19 protein-coding genes, 1 tRNA gene, 2 pseudogenes and 1 other annotated feature are annotated in these 17723 nt (G+C 61.9%); of the genes and pseudogenes, 20 read left to right on the top strand and 2 right to left on the bottom strand.

What is annotated here, in order from left to right; all coding sequences use genetic code 11:
• The 10 genes from hisH to tatC all read left to right on the top strand — a co-directional run bounded on the left by hisH (window position 1) and on the right by tatC (window position 6006).
• Window positions 1-642 carry an imidazole glycerol phosphate synthase subunit HisH gene (gene hisH / locus BLU17_RS24430; protein WP_092002595.1) on the top strand — a complete coding sequence of 214 codons (642 nt, stop codon included), beginning with the start codon at window positions 1-3 and terminating at the stop codon, window positions 640-642.
• Window positions 643-818: 176 nt separating this feature from the next.
• A complete protein-coding gene (gene hisA / locus BLU17_RS24425; protein ID WP_092002592.1) occupies window positions 819-1571 on the top strand; it encodes a 1-(5-phosphoribosyl)-5-[(5-phosphoribosylamino)methylideneamino]imidazole-4-carboxamide isomerase in 753 nt (250 codons plus the stop codon).
• Window positions 1572-1768: 197 nt separating this feature from the next.
• Window positions 1769-2542, top strand: coding sequence for an imidazole glycerol phosphate synthase subunit HisF (gene hisF, locus BLU17_RS24420; protein ID WP_092002589.1), 774 nt, complete (start codon window positions 1769-1771; stop codon window positions 2540-2542).
• 4 nt (window positions 2543-2546) lie between these two features.
• Entirely contained in the window at window positions 2547-2972 is a 426-nt protein-coding gene (gene hisI / locus BLU17_RS24415) for a phosphoribosyl-AMP cyclohydrolase (RefSeq protein ID WP_092002585.1), read from the top strand.
• Complete coding sequence (locus BLU17_RS24410; protein WP_092002582.1) at window positions 2969-3337, top strand: phosphoribosyl-ATP diphosphatase; 369 nt, start codon at window positions 2969-2971, stop codon at window positions 3335-3337. The genes hisI and BLU17_RS24410 overlap by 4 nt, the downstream gene beginning before the upstream one ends.
• A gap of 37 nt (window positions 3338-3374) precedes the next feature.
• Window positions 3375-3767 carry a DUF4870 family protein gene (locus BLU17_RS24405; protein ID WP_092002579.1) on the top strand — a complete coding sequence of 131 codons (393 nt, stop codon included), beginning with the start codon at window positions 3375-3377 and terminating at the stop codon, window positions 3765-3767.
• A gap of 61 nt (window positions 3768-3828) precedes the next feature.
• Window positions 3829-4197, top strand: a complete 369-nt coding sequence (locus tag BLU17_RS24400; RefSeq protein WP_092002576.1) for a histidine triad nucleotide-binding protein — start codon at window positions 3829-3831, stop codon at window positions 4195-4197.
• A 129-nt stretch (window positions 4198-4326) separates the two neighbouring features.
• The gene (gene tatA / locus BLU17_RS24395) at window positions 4327-4569 is read left to right on the top strand and encodes a Sec-independent protein translocase subunit TatA (RefSeq protein ID WP_092002573.1); all 243 of its coding nucleotides are present in this window, start codon (window positions 4327-4329) and stop codon (window positions 4567-4569) included.
• Between the two features lie 48 nt (window positions 4570-4617).
• The gene (gene tatB, locus BLU17_RS24390) at window positions 4618-5178 is read left to right on the top strand and encodes a Sec-independent protein translocase protein TatB (RefSeq protein ID WP_092002570.1); all 561 of its coding nucleotides are present in this window, start codon (window positions 4618-4620) and stop codon (window positions 5176-5178) included.
• 45 nt (window positions 5179-5223) lie between these two features.
• The gene (gene tatC, locus BLU17_RS24385) at window positions 5224-6006 is read left to right on the top strand and encodes a twin-arginine translocase subunit TatC (RefSeq protein ID WP_092002567.1); all 783 of its coding nucleotides are present in this window, start codon (window positions 5224-5226) and stop codon (window positions 6004-6006) included.
• A 126-nt stretch (window positions 6007-6132) separates the two neighbouring features.
• Here the strand turns inward: tatC and BLU17_RS24380 are convergent, their stop codons facing one another.
• Window positions 6133-7347 carry a Do family serine endopeptidase gene (locus BLU17_RS24380; RefSeq protein ID WP_092002564.1) on the bottom strand — a complete coding sequence of 405 codons (1215 nt, stop codon included), beginning with the start codon at window positions 7345-7347 and terminating at the stop codon, window positions 6133-6135.
• 19 nt (window positions 7348-7366) lie between these two features.
• On the opposite strand from BLU17_RS24380, the gene BLU17_RS24375 reads away from it, so the two are divergent.
• The 8 genes from BLU17_RS24375 to BLU17_RS24340 all read left to right on the top strand — a co-directional run bounded on the left by BLU17_RS24375 (window position 7367) and on the right by BLU17_RS24340 (window position 13977).
• Window positions 7367-8113: a Nif3-like dinuclear metal center hexameric protein gene (locus tag BLU17_RS24375; RefSeq protein WP_092002562.1), complete on the top strand. Its 747-nt coding sequence runs from the start codon at window positions 7367-7369 to the stop codon at window positions 8111-8113.
• A 282-nt stretch (window positions 8114-8395) separates the two neighbouring features.
• Window positions 8396-9016: a ubiquinol-cytochrome c reductase iron-sulfur subunit gene (gene petA / locus BLU17_RS24370; RefSeq protein WP_092002559.1), complete on the top strand. Its 621-nt coding sequence runs from the start codon at window positions 8396-8398 to the stop codon at window positions 9014-9016.
• Entirely contained in the window at window positions 9016-10401 is a 1386-nt protein-coding gene (locus tag BLU17_RS24365; RefSeq protein ID WP_092002556.1) for a cytochrome b, read from the top strand. Before petA ends, BLU17_RS24365 begins: the two co-directional genes overlap by 1 nt.
• Before the next feature lie 18 nt (window positions 10402-10419).
• Window positions 10420-11205, top strand: a complete 786-nt coding sequence (locus tag BLU17_RS24360; protein WP_092002792.1) for a cytochrome c1 — start codon at window positions 10420-10422, stop codon at window positions 11203-11205.
• 114 nt (window positions 11206-11319) lie between these two features.
• Window positions 11320-11931, top strand: coding sequence for a glutathione S-transferase N-terminal domain-containing protein (locus BLU17_RS24355; RefSeq protein WP_027797364.1), 612 nt, complete (start codon window positions 11320-11322; stop codon window positions 11929-11931).
• A 79-nt stretch (window positions 11932-12010) separates the two neighbouring features.
• Window positions 12011-12499 (top strand): ClpXP protease specificity-enhancing factor, encoded by a 489-nt coding sequence (locus BLU17_RS24350; RefSeq protein ID WP_092002553.1) that lies wholly within the window; start codon window positions 12011-12013, stop codon window positions 12497-12499.
• Window positions 12500-12517: 18 nt separating this feature from the next.
• Window positions 12518-12593: transfer RNA gene (locus BLU17_RS24345), tRNA-Thr, on the top strand.
• A gap of 160 nt (window positions 12594-12753) precedes the next feature.
• Window positions 12754-13977: a tyrosine-type recombinase/integrase gene (locus BLU17_RS24340; protein WP_092002550.1), complete on the top strand. Its 1224-nt coding sequence runs from the start codon at window positions 12754-12756 to the stop codon at window positions 13975-13977.
• A 107-nt stretch (window positions 13978-14084) separates the two neighbouring features.
• Here the strand turns inward: BLU17_RS24340 and BLU17_RS24335 are convergent, their stop codons facing one another.
• Window positions 14085-16043 (bottom strand): phage/plasmid primase, P4 family, encoded by a 1959-nt coding sequence (locus BLU17_RS24335; RefSeq protein ID WP_092002547.1) that lies wholly within the window; start codon window positions 16041-16043, stop codon window positions 14085-14087.
• Between BLU17_RS24335 and BLU17_RS24330 the strand changes: the two are divergent.
• Window positions 16042-17276 (top strand): annotated as a pseudogene (locus tag BLU17_RS24330) (IS3 family transposase). The gene BLU17_RS24335 and the pseudogene BLU17_RS24330 overlap by 2 nt on opposite strands.
• Window positions 16323-16439: a sequence feature (AL1L pseudoknot), on the top strand. (Overlaps the previous pseudogene by 117 nt.)
• 20 nt (window positions 17277-17296) lie before the next feature.
• Window positions 17297-17620, top strand: a pseudogene (locus BLU17_RS24325) (integrase core domain-containing protein); the annotation flags it as partial.
• Between the last annotated feature and the right edge of the window lie 103 nt (window positions 17621-17723).

The raw sequence follows: 17723 nt of genomic DNA, 5'->3' as shown, positions 1-17723 counted from the left end.
ATGAAAACTTCAATTGCAATTGTGGATTATGGGATGGGCAACCTGCGTTCGGTGGCCCAGGCGTTGATGCACGCCGCGCCGGAAGCCGAGGTGGCCATCGTCGGGCGCCCCGAGGCGATCCGCGCGGCCGACCGCGTGGTGCTGCCGGGTCAGGGCGCGATGCCCGACTGCATGCGCAGCCTCGCCGAGTCGGGCCTGCAGGACGCCGTGCTCGAAGCTTCGCGTACCAAGCCGCTCATGGGTGTGTGCGTGGGCGAGCAGATGCTGTTCGACTGGAGCGCGGAAGGCGACACGAAGGGCCTCGGCCTTTTGCCGGGCAAGGTCGTGCGCTTCGAGCTGGAGGGGCGGTTGCAGGACGACGGCTCGCGCTTCAAGGTCCCGCAAATGGGCTGGAACCGCGTGCGCCAGACGCGCGCGCACGCCTTGTGGGAAGGCGTGCCGGACGAAAGCTTTTTCTATTTCGTGCACAGCTACTACGTCGTGCCGGCCGACCCGGCGCACACCGTGGGCGAGACGCCGTACGGCACAGCCTTTACCTCGGCAGTGGCGAGAGATAACATCTTCGCCACCCAATTCCACCCGGAAAAGAGTGCCGCTACGGGCTTGCGCGTCTATCGCAACTTCGTCCACTGGAATCCCTGATTTCCCGCGGCCTGACGCTCGCAGCCGTGCTTTTGCGCAGGAGCGCCGCGGCATTCGATTTGCATCAGCCAGGCCGCCGAAAGAGTTGTACTAAACTAGCGAAACGGCGTCGGATCGGGCCTTTTTTCCGTCGGCGCCGGCAGATTTCAACCTCATTCCCAGACACACCCGAAGCTATGCTGCTGATTCCGGCCATCGATCTCAAAGACGGTCACTGCGTGCGCCTCAAGCAAGGCGATATGGACCAGGCGACGATTTTTTCCGAGGAACCGGCGGCCATGGCCCGACACTGGGTCGAGCGCGGCGCACGGCGCCTGCACCTTGTCGACCTGAACGGCGCGTTCGCAGGCAAGCCGAAGAACGAAGACGCGATTCGCGAGATCATCGCGGAAGTGGGCGACCAGATTCCCGTGCAACTGGGCGGCGGCATCCGCGATCTCGACACCATCGAGCGCTATCTCGACGACGGCCTCTCCTACGTCATCATCGGCACGGCGGCGGTGAAAAATCCCGGCTTCCTGCAGGAAGCCTGCACGGCATTCGGGGGCCATATCATCGTCGGGCTCGACGCGAAGGACGGCAAGGTCGCCACCGACGGCTGGAGCAAACTCACGGGCCACGAAGTCGTGGATCTCGCGCGCAAGTTCGAGGACTACGGCGTCGAGTCGATCATCTACACCGACATCGGCCGCGACGGCATGCTTCAGGGCATCAACATCGAAGCAACGGTGCGCCTCGCGCGTGCGGTGAAGATTCCGATCATCGCGAGCGGCGGCCTCTCGAACCTCGCCGACATCGACGCGCTTTGCGAGGTCGAGGACGAGGGTGTCGAAGGCGTGATCTGCGGCCGCGCGATCTATTCGGGCGACCTCGATTTCGCCCAGGCACAAACGCGCGCAGACAGCCTGCGCGAATCGGACGACGCGTAAGGGTCGCATGCTGGCCTCCGTTACCGGAGGCCTTTTGTTTTGGCGCAGCCGCGCCACATAAGCGCGGCGCGCGCGATATTTTTCGCGATAATTTTTTCGAAACGCGTCGGGTGCCGGCGAAGCGCGCGACAATGGCCCGAACGGGCCTGCCTCGGCACGGCTCCGGGCATCAACCGATCCGTTAATTCGGCAACATCATGGCTCTACCCAAACGCATCATCCCCTGCCTCGACGTGACCGCCGGGCGCGTCGTGAAAGGCGTCAATTTCGTCGAGCTGCGCGACGCAGGCGACCCCGTGGAAATCGCGCGCCGCTACGACGATCAGGGTGCCGACGAACTCACGTTCCTCGACATCACAGCAACTTCCGACCAGCGCGACCTCATCCTGCCGATCATCGAAGCGGTGGCTTCCCAGGTATTCATTCCGTTGACCGTGGGCGGCGGGGTGCGCGCCGTGGCGGACGTCCGGCGCCTGCTCAACGCCGGGGCGGACAAGGTCAGCATGAATTCGTCGGCGGTCGCCAATCCGCAGCTCGTGCGCGATTCCGCCGACAAATACGGCTCGCAGTGCATCGTCGTCGCCATCGACGCGAAGCGGACCTCGGCGCCGGGCGAGCCCTCGCGCTGGGAAGTCTTCACGCACGGCGGCCGCAAGGCAACGGGCATCGACGCCGTGGAATGGGCGCGCAAGATGGCCGAGCTGGGCGCGGGCGAAATCCTGCTCACGAGCATGGACCGCGACGGCACGAAGAGCGGCTTCGACCTCGACCTTACGCGCGCGGTGTCCGACGCGGTGCCGGTCCCGGTGATCGCCTCGGGCGGCGTGGGCTGTCTCCAGGATCTCGCGGACGGCATCGTCAAGGGCCACGCCGACGCCGTGCTGGCTGCGAGCATCTTCCACTACGGCGAGCACACGGTGGGCGAGGCGAAGCGCTTCATGGCCGACCGGGGCATTTCGGTGAGGATGTGACGCCATGAGCAATGCTGAGACGCAGGATGCCGCCAAGGCCGGCTGGCTCGACAAGGTCAACTGGGACGCCAACGGCCTCGTGCCCGTGATCGCGCAGGAAGCCACTACGGGCGACGTACTCATGTTCGCGTGGATGAATCGCGAGGCGCTCGCCAGGACGGTCGAGTTGCGCCGCGCGGTGTACTTCTCGCGCTCGCGCCAGCGTCTGTGGTTCAAGGGCGAGGAGTCGGGCCACGTGCAGCACGTGCGCGACATCCGCCTCGACTGCGATGAAGATGTCGTACTGCTCAAGGTCGAGCAGGTTTCGGGCATCGCGTGCCACACGGGCCGTCACTCGTGCTTCTTCCAGCAATTCGAAGGCACTGTCGACGAAGGCCGCTGGGTCGCTGTCGATCCCGTGCTGAAAGACCCCGAACATATTTACAAATGACACAACTGAACACCAACGACACCTTGCTGCGCCTCGCGGCGGTGATCGACAGCCGCAAGGGCGGCGATCCGGACGCTTCCTACGTCGCGCGGCTCTTCCACAAGGGCGACGACGCGGTGCTCAAAAAGGTCGGCGAGGAAGCGACGGAAGTCGTGCTGGCCGCGAAAGACGTGCGGCAGGGCGGCGCGCCGAAGGCGCTGGTGGGCGAAATGGCCGACCTGTGGTTCCATTGCCTCGTTACGCTCTCTCACTTCGATCTGAGCCCTGCCGATGTGCTCGCGGAGCTGGAACGTCGCGAAGGGCTTTCGGGGCTCGAGGAAAAGGCGCTGCGCAAGAGCCGCGAGCGCGAAGCGAACGGCGACTGAGGGTTGCGCTCGGCCGACACACCCGGAGACGAACACCATGTCCACGTCCGGCGATTATCCGCCCCCTTCGTACCGTAACAGTGTCGATGCCGACCGTTTGCGCAGTCTGCGCACTTTCACGCACGTGCTCTATGCGCTGTATGCGGTGTACTGGCTCACGGGCGGTATTTCCGTGCTGGTCGCCATCATTCTCAATTACCTCAAACGCGACGAAGCGCTCGGCACGCCCTACGAGCAGCACTTCACCTGGCAAATCCGCACGTTCTGGCTCGGTCTCGCCGGGCATCTGATCGGCGGTGTGCTCATTTTCGTGCTGGTCGGCATTCCGATTTTGTGGGCTGTCGCAATCTGGACGTTGTACCGTATCATCAAAGGCTGGCTATATTTGTACGACAACAAGCCGCTGCAGAACCCGCGCGCCTGGTTCTGAGCGGCCCGGGCGTCCGGTACCGCTTGTCCAATCTGGCGTCTTGTCGCTCACCAGGAGCACCATGAGTCACGACCGCAGCACCTGTCTCTTCTGCAAGATCGCCGATGGCGAAATCCCCAGCACGCGGGTGTACGAGGACGAGGAATTCGTCGCTTTCCGCGACATCCGTCCCGCGGCAGAAACGCACGTCCTCGTGATTCCGCGCCAGCATATTCCCACCCTTGCCGATTGCGGCGAAAACGATGCACCGCTGCTTGGTAGAATGTTTGTACTGGTCGCGCGGCTGGCAAAAGAGCTCGGCGTGTCGTACACGGGCGGCGAAACCGGGTTTCGCACGGTCGTGAACACGGGACCGGGCGGCGGCCAGGAGGTCTATCACCTGCACGCGCATCTGCTGGCCGGGCCGCGTCCGTGGCACCGCATGGGCTGAAATGCACGCGGCAATCCGCGCAATCGGCGGCGTTAAAGGGGCGCACGCCACGCCTCTGCAACGTCACACAGGCATAATTTTTCGCGCCGCGCAGTAAGCGCGGCGGCGGGGTTAAGGAGAGAGTCAATCATGGGTTCGTTGAGCATCTGGCACTGGCTGATCGTCTTGCTGATCGTGGCGCTCGTTTTCGGCACGAAGAAGCTGCGCAATATCGGTAGCGATCTGGGCGGCGCGGTGAAGGGTTTCAAGGAAGGCATGCGGGACGGCGAAGCGCCCGCCGCCGACGCACAAAAGCGCGAACTGCCGGCCAACGGCGGAGCAGTCGACGTCGAAGCCAAGGACAAGACGCAACGCTCGAACGACTACCGCTAGACGCGGCAGCCGCTCTCTCCCGCCGCCAAGCTGACGGAAATTCCATTCATGCTCGATCTCGGTTTAACCAAGATGGCGCTGATCGGCGTTGTTGCGCTGGTCGTACTCGGGCCGGAGCGGCTGCCGCGCGTCGCGCGTACGGCGGGCGCGTTGTTCGGGCGCGCGCAGCGCTACATCAACGACGTCAAGGCGGAAGTCACGCGCGAGATCGAACTCGACGAATTGCGCCGCATGAAGACCGAGTTCGAGTCGGCCGCTCAGAACGTCGAGAAAACCGTCCACGAGAACCTGCGCAAGCATGAAGCAGAGCTGAACGACGCCTGGAACGCGGGCACCTCGGTTTCGCCGAGCATCGCGGGCGGCGCCGATCCGGCAAGCCTCGAGGGCGCAGCCGCCAACGCCGCGGACGGCACGGTAACCCAGTCCAGCTGGCGCTCCGGTAATGCAAGCACGAGCGTCGCGAAGCGCAAGAACTGGCGCGTGAAGCAGGGCGCGGCGCCCGTCTGGTACAAGCGCGCCACGCTGCGCCGAACGCGAGTGCAGTCGGGCGCGGCGCGCGTCGCGCAGCACACGCCGGCTAGCCTGCGTCGGCGCACGCGGTTTTTCTGAAGCCGATCCGCCTTTGCGCACCTTCATTTCCAACAGAGGGCCGGTGTGAGCGACCCCCAGCAAAATCAGGAAGAAGGCTCCGAAGAGACCTTCATTTCCCATCTCGTCGAACTGCGTGATCGCATCATTCGCGCGGGCATTGCCGTGGTCGTCGTATTCGTCGGCCTCGTGTACTGGGCGCCCGACATCTTCCGGCTGCTCGCACGTCCGCTCATGCAGAACCTGCCGCGCGACGGCAAGATGATCGTGACCGACGTGACCGGCTCGTTCTTCGTGCCAATGAAAGTCACGATGCTCGTGGCCTTCGTGATCGCGCTGCCGTTCGTGCTCTATCAAATCTGGGCGTTTGTCGCGCCTGGCCTCTATCAGCACGAAAAGAAGCTAGTCGCACCGCTCGTGGCGAGCAGCTACACGCTCTTCCTGTGCGGCATGGCGTTCGCGTATTTCGTGGTGTTCCCGACCATCTTCCGCGTGATGGCGCACTACAACGCGCCGCTCGGTGCGGAGATGACGACCGATATCGACAATTACCTGAGCTTCGTGCTCACCATGTTCATTGCGTTCGGCGTGACTTTCGAGGTGCCGATCGTCGTCGTGCTGCTCGTGCGGATGGGCGTGCTGACGGTGAAAAAGCTCAAGGAGATCCGGCCCTATGTGATCGTCGGCGCGTTCATCGTCGCGGCCGTCGTGACGCCGCCGGACGTGTTCTCGCAACTCATCCTGGCGTTGCCGCTGATCGTCCTGTACGAGGCGGGCATCATCGCGGCGCGTATTTTTGTCGGCACCGGCGAAAAGAAGGCCGCAGACGAGAGCCAGGCGGCTGGCTAGCGTCGCCAGCGGGAGAATCAGGAAAGCAAAAAGGCCGCGAACCCGTTCGCGGCCTTTTTGCTTTCCTGTAGCGCGGCGAGGGCGCTGCCGCATATCCGCCATTCGCACGCCGGATGCCAGGGGGCGTCAACCCCCGTCATCGCCTTCGCCGTCTTCCTGCTCGGGCTGCTTGGGCGGCGGCGGGCGCTTGCCGATCAGCACGTCGAGATCCATGTCCTTGTTCTTGCGCACGAGGTGGACCTTCGCGTCGGTGCCAGGCTTGATCTGCGCAATCACGTTCAGAAGGCGCGTGGTGTCGGTGATGGCCTCGCCGTTCACCGAAGTCAGCACGTCGCCCGGCTTGATGCCGGCCTTGTCGGCGGGGCCGCCCTGCAGCACGCCCGCGACGATCGCACCCGATTTTTCCCTGAGCCCGAACGAGTCGGCGATCTCGGGTGTCACGTCCTGCGGTTCCACGCCGATCCAGCCGCGCGTGACCGAGCCCGTGGTGATGATGCTTTCCAGCACGCTGCGCGCCGTCGACACCGGAATCGCGAAGCCGATGCCGAGCGAGCCGCCCGAGCGCGAGTAAATGGCGGTGTTGATGCCGAGCAGGTTGCCGTTTACGTCGACGAGCGCGCCGCCCGAGTTGCCCGGGTTGATCGGCGCGTCGGTCTGTATGAAGTTCTCGAACGTGTTGATGCCCAGGTGATTGCGGCCGAGCGCGCTGATGATGCCCATCGTGACCGTTTGTCCCACGCCGAACGGATTGCCGATGGCGAGCACGACGTCGCCTACGCGCGTCTGGTCCATGCGGCCGAGCGTGATGGTCGGCAGGTTCGGCAGGTTGATCTTGAGCACGGCGAGATCGGTTTCCGGATCGATGCCGATCACCTTTGCGTTCGTGGTGCGGCCGTCGGAAAGCGCGATTTCGATCTGGTCCGCGCCGTCGATAACGTGCTGGTTAGTTAGAATGTAACCGTCCGGACTGACAATGACGCCCGAACCGAGGTTGGCGGCAGGCTGCTCCTGCTGCTTGTGGTTATTGTTGCGATCGCCGAAGAAGTAGCGAAATAGCGGATCGTTCTGGCGGGGGTCGGGCGGCAGCGACCCATCCTTGCTCGAGAACACGTTGACGACCGCGGGCATGGCCTTCTGGGCGGCGTCCGCATAGGAGCCCTGGGCGGGGCTTCCGCCGATGCCAGGCGCGACTTCCCGTAGTGCGACGATCGGCTCGGCGAGCTGCTTGCCGAACTGCCCCTGGTGCTGCAGCCACTGCGGCTTGAGCGTCGCGATGATGAACATCAACGCCAGCAGGACCGTCACCGCCTGGGCGAAGAACAGCCAAAAGCGTCTAAGCATCTGAAGATTAGAGGATTATATGGATCGGATCGAACTGGAATTGTATCTGAACAATCTTCTGGAATCCGCGCGGTTCAAGGACTACTGCCCGAACGGTCTGCAGGTGGAAGGGCGGCGGCGCGTGGAGAAGATCGCCACAGGCGTGACTGCCTCGCTTGCGTTCCTCGAAGCCGCGCTCGAATGGGGCGCCGACGCCGTGCTCGTCCATCACGGCTACTTCTGGAAGAACGAGGCGCCGCAGATCACAGGGCGCAAATACCGGCGTTTGCATACGCTGCTCGCGAACGACCTCAATCTCTTCGCCTATCACCTTCCGCTCGACAGCCACCCCGAGTTCGGCAATAACGCGCAGCTAGGCGCCAAACTGGGCTGGATAGGCGAAAAACGCTTCGGCGAGCAGGATCTCGGCTGGATGACGACGCTGCCCATGCCGATCACGCTTGCGCACTTCTCCGCCCAGGTGGAGCAAACCTTGGGACGCGTGCCGCTCGCGCTCGGCGACCCCGACTGGGAACTGCGCCACGTGGCCTGGTGCACGGGTGCGGCGCAAAGCTTCTTCGACGCGGCCATCGATGCCGGCGCCGACGTCTTCCTCACCGGCGAGATTTCCGAGCAGACCACGCACACGGCGGCGGAAAGCGGCGTGGCATTCCTTGCCGCGGGCCATCACGCGACTGAGCGCTTCGGCGTCCAGGCACTGGGGGCGCACCTCTCCGAAGCGTTCGACATCGAGCATCTCTTCATCGACATCCATAATCCCGTTTAATCGCTTTTACGGTCCGCGTCCCCACTGAGCGGATATCGGGCACGGCATCGAGCCATGCCCGAATTGTCATGCCGCAGCATGGTTTTATTCATGAGGCATTTACAAACCGAAAAGAAAGTGGCCCTCTTTTCTGCGGGAAAACCCCGAGATATCAAGGACTTCCGGGGCTTTTTCAGGAGCGCCCCTTGTAAATGCCAACTCCATTCGCGCAAACTAGCGTTCGGCAGCACCGCGGGTAAGCTGGCGTGACGGATAAATCCAACTCAGAAGTGGGGCGATGTGATGCGAGACAACGAGAATGACCGCGTCGATGGCAGCCGCCGAACCTGGCTGATTGCGACGTCCGTAGCAGGTGGCATTGGAGGCGTGGCCACTGTCGTACCCTTCGTCGGTTCCTTTGCACCATCCGAGAAAGCCCGTGCCGCCGGCGCGCCCGTCGAAGTCGACATCACGAATCTGCAGCCCGGCTCGCTGCTGACCGTGGCCTGGCGCGGCAAGCCCGTGTGGATCCTCAATCGCACGGATCGCATGATGGCGGACGTCAAGAAGGCCGATCCCGATCTGGCCGACCCGAACTCCGAACACCCGTTCTCGATGCCGATGCCCGACTACTGCATGAACGAGTTCCGTTCGCGCGCCGAGCATCAGAACATTCTCGTGGCCGTCGCCGTGTGCACGCATCTGGGCTGCACGCCGACGCCGCGCTTCCAGGAAGGCCCGCAGCCGAACCTGCCCGACAGCTGGCCGGGCGGCTTCCTGTGTCCTTGCCACGGCTCCACCTACGATCTTTCCGGCCGCGTGTTCAGGAACAAGCCGGCGCCGCAGAACCTCGACATTCCCCGCTACATGTTTGCGTCGCCGACGCAGATCGTGATCGGCAAGGACGAAAAAGGAGAAGCGTGATGGCGACGGGAACCGAAAAAGAGGTGAACACCACGGGCGTCGTCGGCTGGATCGACAGGCGCTTTCCGCTGAGCGCGACCTGGCGCGCGCATCTCTCCGAATACTACGCGCCGAAGAACTTCAACTTCTGGTACTTCTTCGGCTCGCTTGCGCTGCTCGTGCTCGTCAACCAGATCGTCACCGGCATCTTCCTGACCATGAACTACAAGCCCGATTCGACGCTCGCGTTCGCGTCGGTCGAGTACATCATGCGCGAGGTGCCGTGGGGCTGGCTCATCCGCTACATGCATTCCACGGGCGCCTCGATGTTCTTCGTGGTCGTGTACCTGCACATGTTCCGCGGGCTTTTGTACGGCTCGTACCGCAAGCCGCGGGAACTCGTGTGGATCTTCGGCTGCGCGATTTTCCTGTGCCTGATGGCCGAGGCGTTCTTCGGCTATCTGCTGCCGTGGGGGCAGATGTCGTTCTGGGGCGCGCAGGTGATCGTGAACCTGTTCTCGGCGATCCCCTTCATCGGCCCGGACCTCTCGCTGTGGATTCGCGGCGACTACGTGGTGTCGGACGTCACGCTGAACCGTTTCTTTGCGTTCCACGTGATCGCCATCCCGCTAGTGCTGATCGGGCTCGTGATCTGCCACATCATCGCGCTGCACGAGGTGGGCTCGAACAACCCGGACGGCATCGAGATCAAGGAGAAAAAGGACGCGAACGGCATTCCGCTCGACGGCATTGCGTTCCATCCCTATTACTCCGTGCACGATTTCATGGGCGTGTGCATCTTCCTGATGATTTTCGCGGGGATCGTGTTCTTCGCGCCGGAGATGGGCGGCTACTTCCTCGAGGCGAACAACTTCGTGCCGGCCAACCCGCTGCAAACGCCGCCCGAAATTGCGCCGGTCTGGTACTTCACGGCGTTCTACGCGATGCTGCGCGCCACGACCGACCCGTTCAAGATCGTGCTGATGATCGTGATCGCGCTGCTCGGGCTGCTCGCGCTTGTGCGCGCGCGCGGCAAATGGCGCGTGGGGCTGCCGGTGCTGGCCGTGCTCGTGCTTCTCGCGATGTACTTCACCGAATCGAAGTTCTGGGGCGTAGTGGTGATGGGCACGGCGGTGATTTCGCTTTTCTTCCTGCCGTGGCTCGATCGCGCGCCGGTTAAGTCGATCCGGTATCGGCCGTTCTTCCATAAGGTATTTCTCGGCGTCTTCGTGCTCGCATTCCTTACGCTCGCCTTCCTCGGCACCAAGCCGCCATCGCCCGCCGCCACGCTGATCGCGCAGGTGTGCGCGCTGGTCTATTTCGCGTTTTTCCTCGGCATGCCGTTCTGGACGCCGCTTGGCACCTTCAGGCAGCCGCCCGAGCGTGTGCGGTTCAAGTCCCATTAATTGACGAGCGAGAAAGACATGACGAGGAAATCTCTTTTTTCGGCGCTCGTGAAGGCGAGCGTCCGGGCCAGCGTGGCCGCGCTGGCGCTCTCGTGTGCATTTGGGGTGGGATCGGCAGGGGCGCAGGAAAACATTCCGCTCGACCGCGCACCCGATAACGGCGAAAATCTTGCTTCGCTGCAACACGGCGCCCAATTGTTTGTAAACTATTGCCTGAATTGCCATAGTGCGAACTTGATGCGCTACAGCCGGTTGCAGGATCTCGGCATTCCGCAGAAGCAAATCGAAGATAATCTGTTGTTTACGACCGACAAGGTCGGCAACACGATGTCCATCGCGATGCGCCCGGACGACGCGAAATCGTGGTTTGGCGTAGCACCGCCGGACCTCTCCGTGGAAGCGCGGGCGAAAGGGCGTGACTGGTTGTACACGTACCTGCGCAGCTTCTACCGCGACGACACGCGGCCGACCGGCTGGAACAACCTGGTGTTCGAGAACGTAAGCATGCCGCACGTGCTGTGGCAGTTGCAGGGCATACGCACGGTGAAGTTCGAGGACACGACGGACGAGGAAACCGGGGAAAAAGTCCGTCGCTTTGCTGGATTCCAGCAGGTCGTGCCAGGGAAGCTTTCGCCGGCGGATTATGATGCCGACGTGGCCGATCTGGTGGCATACCTCGGCTGGATGGCCGAACCCGAGCAGAAAACCCGCAGGCAGCTTGGCGTGTGGGTGCTCCTGTTCCTTGGCGTCCTGAGCTTTTTTGCATGGCGATTGAACGCCGCGTACTGGAAAGATATCAAATAGGCACGTCCTGACCGACGTGGGGCCGGTGCGACGAGAAGCCGTCTGACGGTTCAGGGACCGTCAGACGGTTTTTTCGCCCGCTGGCCTTTTGGGTTTATTGAGGAAATGTAAATCATGATGGTTCTGTACTCCGGCACTACCTGCCCGTTCTCCCAGCGCTGCCGGCTGGTGTTGTTCGAAAAGGGCATGGACTTCGAAATCCGCGACGTCGACCTGTTCAACAAACCGGAAGACATCGCCGTGATGAATCCGTACGGTCAGGTGCCGATTCTGGTCGAGCGCGACCTGATCCTGTACGAATCGAACATCATCAACGAGTACATCGACGAGCGCTTCCCGCATCCGCAACTGATGCCGGCCGACCCGGTGCAGCGCGCGCGCGCGCGTCTGTTCCTGCTCAACTTCGAGAAGGAACTGTTCGTGCACGTGAGCACGCTCGAAAACGAGAAGGGCAAGGCCGCCGAGAAGAACCACGAGAAGGCGCGCCTCGCGATCCGCGACCGCCTCACGCAGCTCGCGCCGATCTTCCTGAAGAACAAGTACATGCTGGGCGAAGAGTTCTCGATGCTCGACGTCGCGATCGCGCCGCTGCTGTGGCGTCTCGACCACTACGGCATCGAGCTGTCGAAGAACGCCGCGCCGCTCATGAAGTACGCCGAGCGCATTTTCAGCCGTCCGGCGTACATCGAGGCGCTGACGCCGTCGGAAAAGGTCATGCGTCGTTAAGCAGTATCCCGGTAGTTGCGGGTAACAGAGGCGGCGTGCACGGCGTGGGTGTGGGCGCCGCCTCGCGAGAGGATTGTTGATGCAAGAGATTTCCACCAAGCCGTATCTGCTGCGCGCGCTGTACGAGTGGTGCACCGACAACGGCTTCACGCCGCATATCGCAGTGCGGGTCGACAACAGCACGCGCGTGCCGCGGCAGTTCGTGCGTGACGGCGAGATCGTTCTGAACATCAGCTTCGAGGCGACGAGCCAGTTGCAGATGGGCAACGAAATGATCGAGTTCCATGCTCGCTTTTCCGGCAAGTCGCACAAGATCGAGGTGCCGGTGTCGAACGTGCTCGCGATCTATGCTCGCGAAAACGGACAGGGCATGGCCTTCCCCGTCGAGTCGCCGGCCGGCGGTGCCGACGATGTGCTGTCTTCCGAGGACCACGAAGAAGCAGCGCCGCACGAAGCGCGCGACGAGCCTGCCGGCGAGCCGGCAGCGCAGGCGGCTACCCGCCAGGCCGACAAGGATGAAGACGGCGGCGGCAAGGGCAGCAAGGGTCACCTCAAGATCGTCAAATGAAGTAGAATAGCGGGCTACGCCGGCTTAGCTCATCTGGTAGAGCAGTTGATTTGTAATCATCAGGTGGCGGGTTCGAGTCCTGCAGCCGGCACCACATTCAAATCCGTCGTGACCCGACGGAAGTTAAAAACCCCGTAAGATCAACGGTCTTGCGGGGTTTTTTGTTTGCTGGCGTTCGATTGCATCCGAAAGTGCCCGGAAAAATTGCTGGTATATTCGTTGGTACCAAAGCCAAGGATGTTGGTATCGACGCCATGCCCCTTACAGACACCGCTGTCCGCAACGCCAAGCCCACCGCCGAACCGTACAAACTGACGGACGGCGGGGGGATGTACCTCCACGTCCACCCGAACGGTTCCCGCTACTGGCGCATGGCGTACCGGATAGCAGGCAAGCAAAAGTTGTTTGCGATCGGGGTTTATCCAGACGTTACGCTTGCCGAAGCGCGCAAGATACGGGACGACGCGAAGACGCTAGTCAAGCAGGGCATCGACCCGGTTACCGAGCGCAAACGGGCGGCAAAGCAGAACGCCGACGACCGGTCGAACACTTTTGAGGTGATGGCGCGCGAGTGGCACCAGACCAAGCGGGCGAGTTGGACCGCCTCACATGCCGCGAAGATTCTCGGATCGCTCGAAGCTGACGTTTTCCCAACGCTTGGTGATCGCCCGTTGGTCGAGGTCACCGCTCCGGAGTTGCTTGAGGTATTGCGCACCATTGAAAAACGCGGTGCGCTGGAAGTTGCCGGTCGAGTTCTGCAGAGGTGCAGTGCGGTGTTCCGATACGCTATCGCGACTGGGCGCGGGACATACAATCCGTCGGCCGATCTGCGAGGTGCGTTAAAAACGCCAGAGAAGCGGCACTACGCGGCGCTGGGCCATGCAGATTTACCTGAGTTCGTACGAAAAGTTACGGAGTACGATGGCGATTTGCAGACGCGGTTAGCCTTGCGGCTTCTAGCACTGACGTTTGTACGTACAGGGGAACTGCGGGCCGCGCGATGGACCGAGTTCGATCTCGACGGGGGCGAATGGCGCATTCCCGCTGAGCGGATGAAGATGCGTGAGACGCACATCGTTCCACTCTCGCGGCAGGCCGTCGATGTACTAAGACGGCTGGAGGCGATCAATGGCGATGGCGACTATGTCTTTCCGTCGCGCAATGGGCGCGGAGCTTTCATCAGCGAGAATACCGTCTTGTACGCGCTATACCGCATGGGCTACCACTCGCGGGCGACAGGGCATGGCTTCCGCGCGACCGCATCGACCATCCTGAACGAGATGGGTTTTCAGCCCGACTGGATTGAACGCCAGCTGGCGCACGCGGAGCGAAACAAGGTCCGCGCGGCGTACAACCGGGCTCAGTATCTCGTGGAGCGCAGGGAGATGATGCAGGTATGGGCGGACTATCTTGACAGTGCGGCAACTGACGGATTCGCTGCACCGACTGAGTTCGGGCGCTCGCGACTGCGAAAGTAACGAATTCCGCGCCCGGCTGGGAGAATCTATCGAGGGGGCAGGTTGACGAAATCGAAGCGGGGTGAATCGGCCAGAGGGCGATTCACTGCCCCCGGCCATGACCTCATTCATTCACTCTTCAGCACGAAGCCCTTCCAGCCGTTGAATGCAGCACGGCGCACATGTTCAAATCCGAGCTTTTCGAGCTTCGCGTTGAATTTGGCAACCGTCAGTGCGGTACGTCCATTGTTACGGGTGTGGGCGCGGTAACTGTCGTACACATCCTTGGCCCCTTGAATCACTGAGGCATTCCTCGTCGAGCAGCAGGCCATCAGCCACGAACGAACCGTATCCGAGCGCGAGCGCAGCTTTGCGGTCTCTGACACAACCTTCGCGCACTGGCCGAGTCCGCGCACGCGATACTGCTGCGCACCCTCGATGAGCCAGTTCAGGATGCCTGGTGCCTCATGCACGAGCTTTTCTTCGAGGTCAGGATCGCAGTCCTTGCCGCTGAAGCTGCGCATCAGCGGAATGACGAGAAGGCGACGCCATACTGCCTTATTGTCGTGTGCAATTTCCGGATCGGAATTCGTTGACAGCCAGAGCTTGCCTACCGGCTTGAACGTTTCCTGCTCCCCGAAATTGCAGCGGCCCGTCAACGCATCGCTGCCGCTGATTTGCTTCACGAACGCCTCGTCGAAACGCTTCTGCCCGTCGAACTCCGTACACGCGTACAGCCGGGCACCCTTGAGCGCCATAAGCGCCGAAGTCGACGCGTTCGGATTGCCATTGTAGGCGCGTTGCAGCAGGTTCGGAGCTACTGTCCTTCCATAGTCGCCCAGCACCTGATTCAGCACACGCAGCAATACGCCTTTGCCGTTCGCACCCAGACCGATAATCAGGAAGAAAACCTGTTCGCGGGTGTGGCCGAACACGCTGTAGCCCAGCGCGCGCTGAATATAGTGCGCGAACTCGTTATCGCCCTCGGTAATGCTTTCGATGAACTTCACGAACTCGGGGCACCTGGCTTCGGCGTCATAGGCCGTACCGCAGCTCAGCGTGATGAAATCGTCCGGACGCGCAGGGCGATGCCGTCCAACGACGAGGTCGATAACGCCGTTCTCTACCCCGAGCAGGTCGGAGTTGGTATCGAAACGCGAGCCGGAAATCTCCACGTCGGCATCGAGCGAGGCGTGACGGAGGATCGCAGTAAGCGAAGACGCGGTCGCTTGACGCTGGAGGGCGGACAACACGCCGCTCTGCTTCTCGGATTGCACGCCGCGCGTCGCTTCGATCAGGTTTTCGATCATCGTCTTGCAGCGGCGCAGTGCCAGATGCGGCGACTTTTCCCACGTGCGGTCAAATACCCACCACGCCGAGGTGTGGCGGTCGAATGCGACCTCGCCCTTGTACGTTGCGACAAACAGCTTCGCGAGATCGGCTTCGGTGGTCGGAACGTCAACATGCGTGACACCGGGGGAGAACTGTTGTGCGTAGTAGAACAACGTCCCCTTCGTAACGCCGCCGGTCGACTTGAAGTTGCGCCATGCACGATCCTGTTCGGCCTGATCGAACTTGCCCCTAGCAGTCTTGGCCCAATCGTCCCACAAAGCTTTGCCCTGAGCGTTAGGCAAGATTGAGTGCAGAGCCATACCGATATAGAGCCAGATGTGGCGCTCCTCGGCCGGGATTTTCTCCAGTGCGCGGCGCACCTCCTCAAGGTCATGCGTACCCGCGCCATGCGGTCGCTTCTGCGCAGTAGGTTTGCGCTTCGGCTTCATACCGAACGCGCGTCTGAACTCGCTAAACGCAATCGGCGTGCACTCTTCGCCTTCTGTCGGTGAAACGATCCTGACCACGTGGTTCTGCCCGTTCTTCCTGTTGATAGTGCCCGCGAGACGCATGCAGCGAGTCACGTCGGTTACGTTCGGATCGCCGCCAAACTTCTTGGCGATAAACGCCTGCACGTGGCGATACGCTTCGATCGGGCAACCGTCGACGAGCCAGACCGCGTGGTAGTGGCCGGGAGAGGTTTTGAACCGCCCCGGATTTTGTGGAGGCTCCAACTCTTGAGAGAATGGAGCCATGAACAAGAAGGTAACCAAGTTTTCCCCGGAAGTCCGGGAGCGCGCAGTGCGTCTGGTGCGCGAGCAGCGTAGCGAACATCCGTCGATGTGGGCGGCGGTCGAATCGATTGCGCCGATGATCGGCTGCACACCGCAGACACTGCACGAGTGGGTCAAGCGCGACCAGGTCGACCACGGTGAGCGCGATGGCGTGACCTCAGACGAGCGCGAGCGCCTCAAGGCCCTGGAGCGCGAAGTCAAGGAGTTGCGTCGTGCCAACGAGATTCTCAAGGTCGCGAGCGCGTTTTTCGCCCAGGCGGAGCTCGACCGCCGTTTCAAGTCCTGAAGGCCTTTATAGATCAGCATCGCGACACCTTCGGGGTCGAGCCGATCTGCAAGGTCTTGCGGATTGCCCCGTCGGGCTACCGACGCCATGCCGCGCAGCTTCGTGATCCGTCGCGGCGCTCTGTTCGCGCAATCCGCGATGAACGTCTGCGGCCGGAGATCGAGCGTGTGTGACGGGCCAACATGCAGGTCTACGGTGCCGATAAAGTCTGGAAGCAGATGAACCGGGAGCGTATCGCGGTGGCGCGCTGCACGGTCGAACGGTTGATGAAGCAACTGGGTTTGCGCGGCGTGATGCGAGGCAAGCGTGTTCGCACGACTGTTCCTGATGCCATAGCCCCGCGCCCACTGGATCGGGTCAATCGCCAGTTCAAGGCGGCACGGCCGAACCAGCTCTGGGTTTCGGATTTCACCTACGTTTCGACGTGGCAGGGCTGGCTGTACGTGGCCTTCGTGATCGACGTATTCGCTCGCCGTATTGTCGGCTGGCGCGTCAGCACCTCGATGACCACGGACTTCGTTCTGGATGCACTTGAACAGGCGCTTTACGCGCGACGCCCGGGCGACGACGGGACCTTGATACACCATTCGGACAGAGGGTCCCAATACGTCAGTATTCGCTATAGCGAACGGCTGGCCGAAGCGGGCATCGAACCGTCGGTCGGCAGCCGGGGCGACAGCTATGACAACGCCTTGGCTGAAACGATCAACGGCTTGTACAAGGCTGAACTGATTCATCGCCGCGCCTGGAAAACGCGGGAATCCGTTGAACTGGCAACGCTGGAGTGGGTGGCCTGGTTCAATCATCATCGATTGATGGAACCCCTCGGCTATATCCCGCCCGCCGAAGCTGAGGCAAACTACTATCGGCAACTTGAAACAGCTGCCGCTGAACCCGTATTAACTTAAACCGACCAGCCTCCACGATTCCCGGGGCGGTTCAGTTCCACTCGGATCAAGGCGGCCAGTATGCGAGCCGGAAATACCGTCAGCGCCTATGGCGTTATCGGATACGGCAGAGCATGAGCCGTCGTGGCAATTGTTGGGATAACTCCCCGATGGAGAGGCTGTTTCGCAGCTTCAAGACGGAATGGCAGCCGTCAGTGGGTTACATGTCGGCGCAGGAAGCACATCGCGATATCAGCCACTACCTGATGCACCGGTACAACTGGATACGGCCGCATCAGTTCAACGACGGACTGGCACCGGCGGTTGCGGAAGAAAAACTTAACGCAGTGTCCGGGATGAGTTGACCACTACACTTTTCGTTATTCATAAATTAAGGTATCCAAAATACTCAAGGCGAGCGTCGGCCCCGGCTGGCTGTCCGGTATCAGGCTCGATATGGGGGGAAAT

This window comes from Paraburkholderia lycopersici (assembly GCF_900096975.1).
In the GTDB taxonomy this organism is placed as follows: Bacteria; Pseudomonadota; Gammaproteobacteria; order Burkholderiales; family Burkholderiaceae; genus Paraburkholderia; species Paraburkholderia lycopersici.
Note: the sequence above shows the minus strand (reverse complement) of the source record. Positions and strands in the feature narration are given on the sequence as shown.

Excerpts from the sequence above, each read along its gene's own strand:
- hisF (WP_092002589.1), top strand. The coding sequence starts at position 1,769 with ATGGCTCTACCCAAACGCATCATCCCCTGCCTCGACGTGACCGCCGGG.
- tatB (WP_092002570.1), top strand. The coding sequence starts at position 4,618 with ATGCTCGATCTCGGTTTAACCAAGATGGCGCTGATCGGCGTTGTTGCG.
- BLU17_RS24375 (WP_092002562.1), top strand. The coding sequence starts at position 7,367 with ATGGATCGGATCGAACTGGAATTGTATCTGAACAATCTTCTGGAATCC.
- hisH (WP_092002595.1), top strand. The coding sequence starts at position 1 with ATGAAAACTTCAATTGCAATTGTGGATTATGGGATGGGCAACCTGCGT.
- BLU17_RS24405 (WP_092002579.1), top strand. The coding sequence starts at position 3,375 with ATGTCCACGTCCGGCGATTATCCGCCCCCTTCGTACCGTAACAGTGTC.
- BLU17_RS24380 (WP_092002564.1), bottom strand. The coding sequence starts at position 7,347 with ATGCTTAGACGCTTTTGGCTGTTCTTCGCCCAGGCGGTGACGGTCCTG.
- BLU17_RS24360 (WP_092002792.1), top strand. The coding sequence starts at position 10,420 with ATGACGAGGAAATCTCTTTTTTCGGCGCTCGTGAAGGCGAGCGTCCGG.
- BLU17_RS24335 (WP_092002547.1), bottom strand. The coding sequence starts at position 16,043 with ATGGCTCCATTCTCTCAAGAGTTGGAGCCTCCACAAAATCCGGGGCGG.
- tatA (WP_092002573.1), top strand. The coding sequence starts at position 4,327 with ATGGGTTCGTTGAGCATCTGGCACTGGCTGATCGTCTTGCTGATCGTG.
- BLU17_RS24400 (WP_092002576.1), top strand. The coding sequence starts at position 3,829 with ATGAGTCACGACCGCAGCACCTGTCTCTTCTGCAAGATCGCCGATGGC.
- BLU17_RS24365 (WP_092002556.1), top strand. The coding sequence starts at position 9,016 with ATGGCGACGGGAACCGAAAAAGAGGTGAACACCACGGGCGTCGTCGGC.
- petA (WP_092002559.1), top strand. The coding sequence starts at position 8,396 with ATGCGAGACAACGAGAATGACCGCGTCGATGGCAGCCGCCGAACCTGG.
- BLU17_RS24350 (WP_092002553.1), top strand. The coding sequence starts at position 12,011 with ATGCAAGAGATTTCCACCAAGCCGTATCTGCTGCGCGCGCTGTACGAG.
- BLU17_RS24355 (WP_027797364.1), top strand. The coding sequence starts at position 11,320 with ATGATGGTTCTGTACTCCGGCACTACCTGCCCGTTCTCCCAGCGCTGC.
- hisA (WP_092002592.1), top strand. The coding sequence starts at position 819 with ATGCTGCTGATTCCGGCCATCGATCTCAAAGACGGTCACTGCGTGCGC.
- hisI (WP_092002585.1), top strand. The coding sequence starts at position 2,547 with ATGAGCAATGCTGAGACGCAGGATGCCGCCAAGGCCGGCTGGCTCGAC.
- BLU17_RS24410 (WP_092002582.1), top strand. The coding sequence starts at position 2,969 with ATGACACAACTGAACACCAACGACACCTTGCTGCGCCTCGCGGCGGTG.
- BLU17_RS24340 (WP_092002550.1), top strand. The coding sequence starts at position 12,754 with ATGCCCCTTACAGACACCGCTGTCCGCAACGCCAAGCCCACCGCCGAA.